The 12,823-nt window shown below is 62.6% G+C and carries 12 protein-coding genes; 9 read left to right on the top strand and 3 right to left on the bottom strand.

Going from position 1 to position 12,823, the window contains the following annotated elements:
• The first annotated feature begins 177 nt into the window (after positions 1-177).
• From NKI70_RS28080 to phnE (NKI70_RS28045), 8 genes are all read left to right on the top strand, one after another.
• A complete protein-coding gene (locus NKI70_RS28080) occupies positions 178-1,137 on the top strand; it encodes an alpha-D-ribose 1-methylphosphonate 5-phosphate C-P-lyase PhnJ (RefSeq protein WP_352633810.1) in 960 nt (319 codons plus the stop codon).
• Complete coding sequence (phnK, locus tag NKI70_RS28075) at positions 1,134-1,910, top strand: phosphonate C-P lyase system protein PhnK (RefSeq protein WP_352633812.1); 777 nt, start codon at positions 1,134-1,136, stop codon at positions 1,908-1,910. Before NKI70_RS28080 ends, phnK begins: the two co-directional genes overlap by 4 nt.
• Before the next feature lie 227 nt (positions 1,911-2,137).
• Positions 2,138-2,845 (top strand): phosphonate C-P lyase system protein PhnL, encoded by a 708-nt coding sequence (gene phnL / locus NKI70_RS28070; protein ID WP_352577416.1) that lies wholly within the window; start codon positions 2,138-2,140, stop codon positions 2,843-2,845.
• Positions 2,842-3,459, top strand: coding sequence for a DapH/DapD/GlmU-related protein (locus tag NKI70_RS28065; RefSeq protein ID WP_352577415.1), 618 nt, complete (start codon positions 2,842-2,844; stop codon positions 3,457-3,459). Before phnL ends, NKI70_RS28065 begins: the two co-directional genes overlap by 4 nt.
• A 235-nt stretch (positions 3,460-3,694) precedes the next feature.
• Positions 3,695-4,543, top strand: a complete 849-nt coding sequence (phnC, locus tag NKI70_RS28060) for a phosphonate ABC transporter ATP-binding protein (RefSeq protein WP_023675197.1) — start codon at positions 3,695-3,697, stop codon at positions 4,541-4,543.
• 90 nt (positions 4,544-4,633) lie between these two features.
• On the top strand, positions 4,634-5,542 hold the full coding sequence (gene phnD / locus NKI70_RS28055; protein WP_352539454.1) for a phosphonate ABC transporter substrate-binding protein: 909 nt from the start codon (positions 4,634-4,636) through the stop codon (positions 5,540-5,542).
• A 159-nt stretch (positions 5,543-5,701) separates the two neighbouring features.
• Positions 5,702-6,658 (top strand): phosphonate ABC transporter, permease protein PhnE, encoded by a 957-nt coding sequence (gene phnE, locus NKI70_RS28050; RefSeq protein ID WP_023675195.1) that lies wholly within the window; start codon positions 5,702-5,704, stop codon positions 6,656-6,658.
• Between the two features lie 67 nt (positions 6,659-6,725).
• Positions 6,726-8,093 carry a phosphonate ABC transporter, permease protein PhnE gene (gene phnE / locus NKI70_RS28045; RefSeq protein ID WP_352725627.1) on the top strand — a complete coding sequence of 456 codons (1,368 nt, stop codon included), beginning with the start codon at positions 6,726-6,728 and terminating at the stop codon, positions 8,091-8,093.
• Between the two features lie 24 nt (positions 8,094-8,117).
• Here the strand turns inward: phnE (NKI70_RS28045) and NKI70_RS28040 are convergent, their stop codons facing one another.
• The 3 genes from NKI70_RS28040 to NKI70_RS28030 all read right to left on the bottom strand — a co-directional run bounded on the left by NKI70_RS28040 (position 8,118) and on the right by NKI70_RS28030 (position 11,539).
• Positions 8,118-8,969, bottom strand: coding sequence for a sugar phosphate isomerase/epimerase family protein (locus NKI70_RS28040; protein ID WP_352456817.1), 852 nt, complete (start codon positions 8,967-8,969; stop codon positions 8,118-8,120).
• A 176-nt stretch (positions 8,970-9,145) separates the two neighbouring features.
• Positions 9,146-10,333 (bottom strand): Gfo/Idh/MocA family protein, encoded by a 1,188-nt coding sequence (locus NKI70_RS28035; RefSeq protein ID WP_023675192.1) that lies wholly within the window; start codon positions 10,331-10,333, stop codon positions 9,146-9,148.
• A gap of 150 nt (positions 10,334-10,483) precedes the next feature.
• Positions 10,484-11,539: a sugar phosphate isomerase/epimerase family protein gene (locus tag NKI70_RS28030; protein ID WP_023675191.1), complete on the bottom strand. Its 1,056-nt coding sequence runs from the start codon at positions 11,537-11,539 to the stop codon at positions 10,484-10,486.
• A 392-nt stretch (positions 11,540-11,931) separates the two neighbouring features.
• Here NKI70_RS28030 and NKI70_RS28025 point away from each other — a divergent pair, with 392 nt between their 5' ends.
• A complete protein-coding gene (locus NKI70_RS28025; RefSeq protein ID WP_352725625.1) occupies positions 11,932-12,819 on the top strand; it encodes a sugar phosphate isomerase/epimerase family protein in 888 nt (295 codons plus the stop codon).
• Positions 12,820-12,823: the final 4 nt, after the last annotated feature.

Raw genomic sequence — 12,823 nt, 5'->3', positions numbered from 1 at the left:
CCTTGCGCGCCTTCCCTCGGCTCAGGAAGAACATTCTTCGAAGCACAAAGGCAACCACCCCGACGAACACCAGCAACAGGATTCCGAGGCGCATCCATCCGGTCGGGGTCATCGGAGCCCAGCCCCTTTTCCGTGTCTTGGAACTCAATTCGGTAGCACAGAGCGGAAGCGATCGCCATGACCGACATCGCCACCTACAACTTCGCCTATCTTGACGAACAGACCAAGCGGATGATCCGTCGGGCGATCCTCAAGGGCATCGCCATTCCTGGCTATCAGGTGCCGTTCGCCTCGCGCGAAATGCCGATGCCCTATGGTTGGGGCACCGGCGGCGTCCAGGTCACCGCTTCGATCATTGGCCCGGACGATGTGCTCAAGGTCATTGACCAGGGCGCCGACGACACCACCAATGCCGTCTCGATCCGCGCCTTCTTCAAGAAGGTCGCCAATGTCGCGGTCACCACCGAGACGGCCAAGGCGACCATCATCCAGACGCGCCACCGCATCCCTGAATATCCGCTGAGTGCCGGTCAGGTGCTGGTCTACCAGGTGCCCATCCCCGAGCCGCTGCGCTTCCTCGAGCCGCGGGAAACGGAGACGCGCAAAATGCATGCGCTGGAGGAATACGGCCTTATGCATGTGAAGCTCTACGAGGACATCGCCAGGCACGGCCGCATCGCCACCACCTACGCCTACCCGGTCAAGGTTGAGGGCCGCTATGTGATGGATCCCTCGCCGACGCCGAAATTCGACAATCCGAAGATGCACCGTTCGCCGGCTCTGCAATTGTTCGGCGCCGGCCGCGAAAAGCGCATCTATGCGCTGCCGCCGTTCACCGATGTGGTCAGCCTCGACTTCGAGGACCATCCCTTCGAGGTGCAGACCTTCGACCAGCCCTGCGCACTGTGCGCGGCCGAGAACGTCTATCTCGACGAGGTCATCCTCGACGACCATGGCGGCCACATGTTCGTCTGCTCCGATACCGATTATTGCGAGAAGCGGCGCAACGCCCCTACCTCCCCCTTGTGGGGAGGTCGCGCCGAAGGCGCGGGTGGGGGTACTGCCACCGCCTCACCCCCCACCCCGGCGCTACGCGCCGACCCTCCCCACGAGGGGGAGGGTAAGGAGAAGCAATGACCGACGAACCGCTGCTGCGCGTTTCGGCGCTGTCCAAATTCTACGGCTCGCGCGTCGGCTGCGAGAACGTCACTTTTGACCTGTGGCCGGGCGAAGTGCTGGCGGTGGTCGGCGAATCCGGTTCCGGCAAGACGACTTTGCTCAACTGCCTGTCAACTCGACTGCTGCCCAGCTCCGGCACCGCCAGCTACCGGATGCGCGACGGCCAGTTTCGCGAACTCTACCGCATGAGCGAGGCCGAGCGCCGCTTCCTGATGCGCACCGATTGGGGTTTTGTCCATCAGAACCCGGCCGACGGGTTGCGCATGACGGTGTCGGCCGGCGCCAATGTCGGCGAGCGGCTGATGGCGGTCGGCGACCGTCACTATGGCAGGATCCGCGCAACGGCGCTCGACTGGTTGTCTCGTGTCGAGATCGACGAAGACCGCATCGACGACGAGCCGCGCGCCTTTTCCGGAGGCATGCGCCAGCGCCTGCAGATCGCCCGCAACCTCGTCACCGGGCCGCGGCTGGTGTTCATGGACGAGCCGACCGGCGGCCTCGACGTCTCGGTGCAGGCGCGCCTGCTCGATCTGTTGCGCGGCCTGGTCACCGATCTCGGCCTGGCCGCCATCGTCGTCACCCACGATCTCGCCGTGGCGCGGCTGTTGTCGCAGCGCATGATGGTGATGAAGGACGGCCGCGTCGTCGAAAGCGGCCTCACCGACCGCGTCCTCGACGATCCGCGCGCGCCTTATACCCAGTTGCTTGTCTCCTCGATTCTGCAGGTGTGACGATGATTGCTCCGGCGTACCCCCCCTCTGGCCTGCCGGCCATCTCCCCCTCAAGGGGGGAGATCAGCAGCTTTTATGGCCCGCCCGTTCTGCGACACAGGAGAATGGCGAAACCGAATGCGACTGCCAATCTCCCCCCTTGAGGGGGAGATGGCAAGTTTTGGCAAAGAGGGCAAGCCAGAGGGGGGTGTTGGCCCGCAGACGAATGACGATTGGAGAACGCTCTGATGGCAACCCCGCTCGTTGTCTCCGATGTCGCGAAGAGCTTCACCATGCATCTGCGCGACGGCATCAAACTGCCGGTGGTCGCCGGTGTCTCGTTCGCGATCAGGGCCGGCGAATGCGCCGTGCTCGGCGGCCCGTCCGGCGCCGGCAAGAGCTCGATCCTGAAAATGCTCTACGGAAATTATGCCGCCGATGAAGGCCAGATCATCGTCCAGCACGAGGGCGGGCTCATCGATCTCGCCTCGGCCAGCCCGCGCACCGTGCTTGCCGTGCGCCGGCTTACCATCGGCTATGTCAGCCAGTTCCTGCGCACCGTACCGCGTGTCTCTGCGCTCGACGTCGTGGCCGAACCGCTGGTCGAGCGCGGCGAGGAGCGCGAGGTCGCGCACGGCAAGGCACGCGCCTTGCTGGCGCAGCTCAACCTGCCGGAGAAGCTCTGGGCGCTGCCGCCGGCGACGTTCTCCGGCGGTGAACAGCAGCGCGTCAACATCGCGCGCGGCTTCATCACCGAGCACCCGATCCTGCTGCTCGACGAGCCGACCGCTTCGCTCGATGCCAGGAACCGCGATGTGGTGATTTCCCTGATCGTCGCCAAGAAGGCAGCGGGCGTCGCTTTGCTCGGCATCTTCCACGATCACGACGTGCGTGAGGCGGTCGCCGACCGCGTCATCGACGTGACCGCCTTCGCCGCCGGGAAAATCGCCGCATGACCAGGAAACTGTCGGAGGCGCCGCTGATCCACGAGACGGCGGAAGTCGAGAACTCGACGCTTGGCCGCTGGACCGAGATCGCCGAGCGCTGCCGGGTTTCCGAAAGCACGCTCGGCGACTATTCCTACATGATGCAGGACTGCGGCGTCTGGTGCGCAACGATCGGCAAATTCGCCAACATCGCCGCAAGCGTGCGCATCAACGCTACCAACCATCCGACCTGGCGGCCGACGCTGCACCATTTCACCTATCGCGCCTCGGATTATTGGGACGACGCCGAGCACGAGAGCGAATTCTTCGCCAAGCGCCGCGCCAAACGCGTCACCATCGGCCACGACACCTGGCTCGGCCACGGCTCGACCATCCTGCCGGGCGTCACCGTCGGCGATGGCGCGGCGGTCGGTGCCGGTGCGGTGGTGTCGAAGGACGTCGCGCCCTACACCATCGTCGCCGGCGTACCGGCCAAGCCGATCCGCGAACGCTTCGACCGCCGCACCGCGGAGCGCTACCAGGCGCTCGCCTGGTGGGACTGGGACCACGCAAGGCTGCGCGCCGCGCTCGACGATTTTCGGGAATTGTCGGCGGAGGCGTTTCTGGAGAAATATGGCGGCTGAGGGTCGTGAAATGGTGAATGGTGAATGTGAATGGGGGCAGCGGACAGGTTTCGAGGCTCAGGGAAGCCGTTCTTATCACCATTCACCATTCGAGCTTCTCGCGCCGAGTTGATCCCGCCCCGCTCCAGGCTGTGGGCAGTAACAAAACTGACATCGTTCCGACACCGCAGGTTCATGCGGCTGCGCTAGCCAGGGTAAACAGACCTTCAATTGCGATTGGACTGGAGCCTGCACCATGTCAGCTACGCTCGAAATCCGCGGCGTCACCCGCCGGTTCGGCAAGAACACCGCCGTCAGCAATGTTCACATCGCGATTCCGCAAGGCCAGATGGTCGGCATCATTGGCCGCTCCGGCGCCGGCAAATCGACGCTGCTGCGCATGATTAACCGCCTCATCGATCCCAGCCAGGGATCCATCCTGTTCAACGGCGTCGAGGTCTCCGGGTTGCGCGGCTCGCCGCTCCGGCGATGGCAGCGCGACTGCGCCATGATCTTCCAGCAGTTCAATCTCGTGCCGCGCCTCGATGTGCTGACCAATGTGCTGCTCGGCCGGCTCAACCACCGCTCGACGCTGTCCAACCTATTTGGCATGTTCTCCCGCGGTGAATGCGCCGAGGCGGTTGCAGCCCTCGAGCGCCTCGACATCGCCCGCACCGCCCTGCAGCCGGCCGGCACACTTTCCGGCGGCCAGCAGCAGCGCGTTGCGATTGCGCGCGCCATGATGCAGCAGCCGAAGGTGTTGCTGGCGGATGAGCCGATTGCCTCGCTCGATCCGCTCAACGCCAAGGTGGTGATGGATTCGCTGCAGGACATCAATTTGCGCGAGGGCATCACCGTCATCACAAATCTGCATACGCTGGATACGGCCCGCACCTACTGCAACCGCATCATCGGCATGGCCGCCGGCAAGGTCGTCTTCGACGGCCCGCCCGAAGCCCTCAACCGCGAGGCCGTGCGCATGGTCTACGGCGCCGACAGCAATGGCGGCGAAATCTCCGAGGCCATCACCTCCACCAGTGTCGCCATCAAACAGAAAATCGCTGCATCCGCCGGACCGCTCGAGCCCGCATTCCCGGGATATTGAGAACGGCCTGATCGCCCGCCCGCGTCAAAGGCACCTGTCAAAAAATTCGAACGCTACCGGCGCGAGGCCGGGACCAACAGGAGAGAGATAATGTTCAGGAAGATGGTTTTTGGCGCCGTTTCATTGCTCGCCATCGCGGCAAGCGCCGCTCACGCCCAGGATATCAAGGAATTCCGCATCGGCATCCTTGGCGGTGAAAACGAAGCGGACCGGCTGCGCAACTTTCAGTGCCTCGCCGATCACATGAAGTCCGAATTCGGCTTCGAGAAGGTCTCGCTGTTCCCGGCCGCCGACTATGACGGCGTTATCCAGGGCCTGCTCGGCGGCACGCTCGATTTCGCAGAGCTTGGCGCGTCGGGCTATGCCAGCGTCTACCTCAAGGATCCGAACGCCGTGACCCCGATCCTCACCACCCAGCAGACCGACGGCGCGACCGGCTATTATTCGATCGGCCTTGCGCTGAAGTCGTCCGGCATCACCGACATCAAGTCGGCCAAGGGCAAGAAGCTCGGCTATGCCGACCCGGATTCGACCTCCGGCTACCTGATCCCGCTGACCCAGATCCCGAAAGACACCGGCGCTTCGAACGAAACCTTCTTCGCCTCGACACAGTTCAATGGTGGCCACGAGAACAACCTCCTCGCCGTTCGCGACGGCAAGGTCGATGTTGCGGTTGACGATTCCTCTGGCATCGGCGACTTCAAGAACGGCTACACCTCCGGCACCTTCCACAAGGAAGTCGCCAAGGGCGCCGTGGACCCCAACGATTTCGTCGAAGTCTGGCGCTCCGGCTTGATCCCGAACGGCCCGCTGGTCGTGCGCACCGCACTCGGCGGCGATATGAGCGCCAAGCTCGCCAACTTCTTCACCAGCCTGCCGGCCAAGGACAAGCCTTGCTTCGAGGCCATCGAAGGCGGCGATTTCACCGGCTATGTTCCGGTGAAGCCGGACTTCTACAGCGTCATCGTCGAAGCCCGCAAAGCCGCGATCGGCGGCTGACGACAATTGCGGAAAGGGCGGCGTCCATTAGAGCGACGTGCGTCCACTTGGACGCACAAAGTACGCTCTAACACTTAGATGCCGCATCGTGCTTTCCGAAAGTCAACTTTCGGGCCGATGCGGTCGCCGCCCTTTTTGCGTGTCCGCTCGTGACCCCGTATGACCTTCGCCGCTACAATTCGTTCAGACGCGGTCCGGCAGGCAGCAGACGCCTGGCGACGCCAGACGTCCTTGCGCCGGTTCTACACGGCGCTCGGCATCGGCTCACTGCTTGTCGCCATGTGCACAGCCATGTGGTTCGCCGACGAGGCCAATGCCGGACATTTCTTCGATCGGCTGCCGCACATACTGGATTTCCTTAGTTGGCTTGTTCCCAAGGACTGGAACGACGTCTGGCGGGCGCTGTTCGACATCGCATCGCCGCACGACAAGGGCAGCCAAGAGTTCAACTTCCCGCTTGGCCGCGTCTATCTCTGGGGCGGCTTTTATCTACCCGAATATTTCGAGCTGATGCTCACCACGCTTAACGTGGCGCTGGTTTCCACTTTCATCGGCTTTGTCTTTGCGGTGCCCTTTTCCTTCATCGCCGCGCGCAACTTGACGCCCAGTCCGGTGCTCAGGCTCGTCGTCAAGCGCTTCATGGAACTGCTTCGCGCCTTCCCCGAGATCGTCATTGCCGGCCTGTTCGCAGCCATCCTCTCGACCGGCCCGGTCGCAGCCATCATCGCCATCGGCCTGCATTCCATCGGCGCTCTCGGCAAGCTCTTCTACGAGATCAACGAAAACATCGACATGCGCGCCGAAGAAGGCCTGCGCGCGGTCGGCGCCAACTGGTTCGAGCGCGTGCGCTTTGCCGGCCTGCCGCAAGTGCTGCCCAATTTCATGTCCTACACGCTGCTCAGGATCGAGATCAATGTGCGTATCTCGACCATTATCGGCGCGGTCGGCGGTGGCGGCATCGGCGAGGAACTGAAGCTCTCCATCTCGCGCGGCTTCGGCGCCAAGACGCTGGCATTGGTGCTGCTGCTGTTCACGACGATCTTCCTCGTCGACCAGTTTTCCGCCTGGCTACGCCGCAAGCTCGTCGGCGAGCAGGCATTCATGATGGGTGCCTGACCATGATCCCAAAAAGTGGATTCCGGTTTTTGGAAAAGATCATGGCAAATCAACAAGAAGACTGCCCATGGCCGCAATGACCGCCGATGAGATGCGGTCGATCGAGGAGCGCTTTCCCCAAGTGTTCCGGCGGCCCTTGTACAAACGCTTCGGCCCGCTGGTCCTGTTCACCGGCATCCTGCTCTATCTCCTCTACGCCTTGTGGTTCTTCAGCCTGCCGCAAGTGCTGAGGGAATCGCACTGGGAGCGCCTGCCGCTCTTCCTGACGCAATGGATCAGCTACGATCTGCAGCCGGAATTCCGTCTCGACCAGCCTCAGATCACACCCAGATACCCGCGTTTTTCGGCGCTCGGCGAAGATCCGCATCCCGATTGGGTCATCACCAACGCCAACGGCTCCTACACCATCCTGATCGACGGCCGGGCCAAATCGGTCATCTTCGACAAGACCGAGGCGACGCTGGTCGCCAATGGCCAGACGGTGCCGGTGTCCTTGGCCAGCGGCAAACCGGTAATATCCGGCCCGGTGCCGGAGTGGATCACCGCGCATGACGATGAGATCGTCGCCAGGATAGGCTTTGCCGGCGAGGTCCGTATAACCGTCGATCGCGTCAAGGTCCGCAAGCGCTTCCTCGGCTGGGCGAATTTCGTCTTCGACACACGCTCGCCCTTCTTCGGCAAGTCGCCCGGCGAGGTGGTCTCGTTGCTGGTGTCCGGACCCCAGCTCAAGCCGGGCACATCAAACATTGCGCTGGCCGCCGATAATATCTGGAACAACGCCCAATGGCAGCATGGCGACGTCTGGACGAAGCTGTTCCAGACCATCGTCATGGCGTTTCTCGGCACCTTACTCGGCGGCATCGTTGCCTTCCCGCTCGCCTTCTTCGCCGCCCGCAACATCACCCCGAGCGGCCTGCTTAGCCAGGTGCTAAAGCGGTTCTTCGATTTCATGCGTTCGGTCGACATGCTGATCTGGGCGCTGTTCTTCACCCGCGCCTTCGGCCCGGGCCCGCTTGCCGGCAGCGCCGCGATTTTCTTCACCGAGATCGGCACGCTCGGCAAAGTCTATTCGGAAGGCCTCGAGAACATCGATGACAAGCCACGCGAGGGCATCCAGTCGACCGGCGCCAACGGCTTGCTGGTGCAGCGCTATGGCGTGCTGCCGGAAGTGATCCCGGTCTTCATCAGCCAGACACTCTATCAGTGGGAATCCAACACCAGGGGCGCGACGATCATCGGCGCCGTCGGTGCCGGTGGCATCGGCCTGAAGCTCTGGGAGGCGATGCGCACCAATTCCAACTGGGCCAATGTCTTCTACATGGTGCTCTTGGTCCTGCTCGTCGTTTTCATCTTCGACAACATTTCCAATTTCCTGCGCCGCCGCTTGAGCAGGACGATCCACGACTACAACCGGATCCAGGCCGGCCAGGGCTGACGGGGGCGTTGCGCAGGCGTGCGGTTAGGGCGCCTTCCTCCATCCATTCCTGATATGCCTGTAGCCGTCGCGGTAAACAGCTTCCGGGCCTTCGGAAAAGTCGCGCCACACCTTGGTGGCCGCGGCTAAATCCTTCAGCGAACGCCCGAACGCCTCGATCGTCAGCCAATCGTCGTAGCCGCTCTTGCGAATGGCGGAGAAAGTCTCCTTCCAGGGGACGTGGCCGCGGCCCGGCACGCCGCGATCGTTCTCCGAAATATGGATATGGACGATGTTCTTGCGGTTGCGCGTATAGGCGCCGATCGGGTCGGCCTCTTCGATGTTGGCATGGAACGTGTCGTACATCGCCTTGATGTGCGGCCGGTCGATCGCGTCGATATGCGCCGACAAATCGTCCATCGTGTTGAGCAGATAGCATTCGAAGCGGTTGAGCGCCTCCAGCCCGATGGTGACACCCTTGTTGCCGGCATGGTCACCGATGGCGCGCTGCGAAGCGATCGAACGTTTTTTCTCGGCCGCCGTCGGCCCGCTGCCGGAGAAGGCTCCGAGTGTGGAATGCAGCGGGCCGCTCAACGTGTTCGCGCCAAGCGCCTGAGCGCAGTCGATCGCCGATTTCATGTAGTCGATACCGGCCTTGCGCGTCGAGGCGTCGGCCGAGATCAGGTTCATCGCCGGATCGCCCATCGCCGAGACGGCGGTACGTTGCAGCCCGATGCGGTCGAGCAGCTCACCGAGCTTCTTGTAGTCGTCCGGCGTGCCGGAGAAGACCGGTATCTCGACGCCGTCGAAGCCGGTCGCCTTGATATCCCTCAACAACGGCTCGTGTTTTTTCGTGACACTGGTCGTCCACAACAACATGCACATGCCGATTTTCATCGACGCCCCTCCCCTTCATTCGCTCGATCGCCGGAGGGGTGGTGAGATTCAGGTCAGGCCGAGCCGAAAATGGTGGGTTCCGAGAACCGGAGCGGAGCGTACTTTTGGTACATGAGCACCGGAAGCGCAGGAAACTGCCATTTGCAGGCCGGTCTCACCTGAATATCACCACCCCTTCAGAGCTTCGTCCACGCTCCATTCTTCTTCGCCGATTTCACGCAGGCCTCGATGAAGGCCATGCCTTCGACGCCGTCTTGCACAGTTGGGAAAACGACATCCTTAGCCGGCTTGCCGCCCTTCCGGCGCGCCGCACGAATGGCCCGCGCGGCTTCCTGGTAGATGTTGGCGAAACCTTCGAGATAGCCTTCCGGATGGCCTGGCGGAACGCGGCTGACGCGCCCGGCGACGGGCAACGCTCCCGCGCCGTTTCGGGTGATCAACTGCTTCGGCTGGCCGAACGGCGTGTACCAGAGATAGTTCGGATCGGCCTGCACCCATTCGAGCCCGCCCTTCGAGCCGTAGATGCGCAATTTCAGGCCGTTCTCGTGGCCGGGCGCCACCTGGCTTGCCCAGATCATGCCCTTGGCGGAGTGCGACCCGCCGACCGGCTTGAAGCGCAGCAGCACATTGATGTTGTCGTCGAGCAGCCGCCCCGGTACGAAGGCATCGAGATCGGCCGACAACGAATCGAGCTCCAGCCCGGAGACGAAACGGGCGAGGTTGTAGGCGTGCGTGCCGATATCGCCCAGCGCACCGCCGGCACCGGCCTGCTTGGGGTCTGAGCGCCACGCAGCCTGCTTCTGGCCGGTGGCGGCCAGATCTTCGGTCAGCCAGTCCTGCGGATATTCCGACTGCACGATGCGGATATCGCCGAGCTGTCCTTTGGCCACCATCTCGCGTGCCTGCCGCACCATCGGATAGGCGGTGTAGTTATGCGTCAGCACAAACACCTTGCCGGTCTTTTCGACCAGCGCCGCCAGCTTCTTTGCCTCGGCCAGCGTCGTCGCCAGCGGCTTGTCGCAGATGACGTGGATGCCGGCCTCTAGAAAAGCCTTGGCGGCCGGCACGTGCACATTGTTCGGCGTGACGATGGCCACCACCTCGATGCCGTCCGGCCGCTTGGCCTCGGCCTGGGCCATCTCGGCATAGGAGCCGTAGCTGCGTGCCGGATCGAGCCCAAGCTCGGCCGCCGAGGCCTTGGCGCGCTCCGGATTCGACGACAAGGCGCCGGCAACCAGCACGAACTCGTTATCAATGCGCGCCGCGATGCGGTGCACCGCGCCGATAAAGGCGCCTTGTCCGCCGCCAACCATGCCGTAGCGGATCGGACCGCCTCCCGTTTCCGTCTTCGATGCGCCAACCATGATTTTCTCCCTCGTTATCTGAGATACCCCTCCCCCCTTGAGGGGGAGGGTCGACGCGTAGCGCGGGTGGGGTCGCCGGGCATGAAGCTCGGCATGGACCGACCCCACCCGGCCCTCCGGGCCACCCTCCCCTCGGGAGGGATATCTGTGCTAGATCCCCATCATGCCGCGCAGCACCTTTTTATCGGTCGTGCCGCCGGCGAAATCGTCGAATGCTTTTTCCGTCACCCTGATGATGTGGTGCTGGATGAAGGGGGCGCCTTCGGCAGCACCATCCTCCGGGTGCTTGAGGCAGCATTCCCATTCCAGCACCGCCCATGAATCGTAATTGTATTGGGTGAGCTTGGAGAAGATGCCGCCGAAATCCACCTGCCCGTCGCCGAGCGAGCGGAAACGCCCGGCGCGGTTGGTCCAGCTCTGGTAGCCGGAATAGACGCCTTGCCGCCCGGTCGGATTGAATTCAGCGTCCTTGACGTGGAACGCCTTGATCCGCTCGTGGTAGATGTCGATGAATTCGAGATAATCGAGCTGCTGCAGCAGGAAGTGCGACGGGTCGTAGTTGATGTTGCAGCGCTTGTGGCCGCCGACCGCATCGAGGAACATCTCGAATGTCGCGCCGTCGAACACGTCCTCGCCCGGATGGATTTCGTAGCCGATATCGACGCCGTTCTCGTCATAGACGTCGAGGATTGGCTTCCAGCGCTTGCCCAGCTCGGCAAATGCTTCCTCGATCAGTCCCGCCGGCCGCTGCGGCCATGGGTAGAGGTATGGGAAGGCCAACGCGCCGCAAAACGACACCGACGCCTTGAGCCCGAGATTCTTCGACGCCTTGGCGGCGAACTTCATCTGTTCGACCGCCCATTGCTGCCTGGCTTTTGGATTGTTGTGCACCGCAGCCGGCGCAAAGCCGTCGAACTGCGCGTCATAGGCGGGATGCACCGCCACCAGTTGCCCCTGCAGATGCGTCGACAGTTCGGTGATTTCGACGCCGGCATCGGCGCAGATGCCCTTCACCTCGTCGCAATAGGCCTTGGAGGAGGCTGCCTTCTCGAGATCGAACAGTCGAGCGTCCCATGTCGGGATCTGCACGCCCTTGTAGCCCAGACCAGCCGCCCATTTGGTGATCGAGGCCAGCGAATTGAACGGCGCGGCGTCGCCCGCAAACTGCGCCAGGAACAGACCAGGCCCCTTCATCGTCGTCGGCATCGGCATCTCCCTATGTTTCACGACCAAGCATAGCGCCGATTGAAAACAGGGCCAGCGTCTTTGGTCTCTTTGCACAGCGCGCTCAGCGCCGCTATTCTGGTATTACCAAATGACGAAATCTGGTCAAGCCATTTGACGCGCTGCCGCAGTCTTGCAACCATGCCGAGTTAAGCCACATGTTTAAGCATAATCAATGGTCTAGCTAGGAGCTAACGCTTGATGGCAGCACTTCTTGCCGTCCAGATGAAATTACTGTAGACCTCCCATCAAGCCCAATTGGTCGAACCAGTTTGCAAAAAATGCTGGGACGCCTTGGGGAGGAATCATGCGGCACGCTTCGGCAGAGTGCGCCGCAGGCGAACTGGTACAGGCGATTCTGGGAAGGATAGACCATGCATCTTTCGACGCACAATTGGATGCGGGCGGAGCCGCTGGAAACGACGCTCAAGCGCATCAAGAAATTCGGCTACGAGTCGATCGAGATCTCCGGCGAACCCGAACACTACAAGCCCAAGGAGACGCGCGCACTGTTGAACGAGTACGGCATTCGCTGCTGGGGAGCGGTGACGCTGATGCTGGGCGAGCGCAATCTCGCCGCCAAGGACCAGGGCCAGCGCGAGCGCTCGGTGCAGTATGTCAAGGACGTGCTGACCATGGTCAGCGAACTTGATGGCGAGATCATCACGCTGGTTCCGGCCACCGTCGGCAAGGTGGTGCCGGACGGCACCGAGGAAGAGGAGTGGAAATGGGTGGTCGACGCCACCCGGGAATGCTTCACCCACGCCAAGAAGGTCGGCGTCAAGATCGCGGTCGAGCCGCTCAACCGCTTCGAGACCTATCTGTTCAACCGCGGCGCCCAGGCACTGGCGCTGGCCGATGCGGTCAGTCCCGAATGCGGCGTCTGCCTCGACGCCTACCACATCCACATGGAAGAATTTAACGTCTACGACGCCATCCGGCAGGTCGGCAAGCGCCTGTACGACTTCCATGTCGCCGACAACAACCGCTTCGCCGCCGGCCTCGGGCAGATCGACTGGCCGAAGATCGTCGGCACGCTGAAGGAGATCGGCTATGACGGCGCGCTGACCAATGAATTCGTCGCCCCCGTCGACCGCACCCCGGCTGCCCCCTATCCCGACATGGTCGAACGCAACCCCGTCGACATCTCGCCGGAGCAGTTGAAATTCATTCAGGACCACGGCTCCAGCGTGCTCACGGAGAAATTCTACACCGACCAGATGCGCATCAACGCGGAAACGCTGCTGCCGCTGATCAAGTAGCCGA

This window comes from Mesorhizobium sp. M0500 (assembly GCF_040321165.1).
Taxonomy (GTDB): Bacteria; Pseudomonadota; Alphaproteobacteria; order Rhizobiales; family Rhizobiaceae; genus Mesorhizobium.
This window is presented reverse-complemented; position numbering and strand designations above follow the sequence as displayed.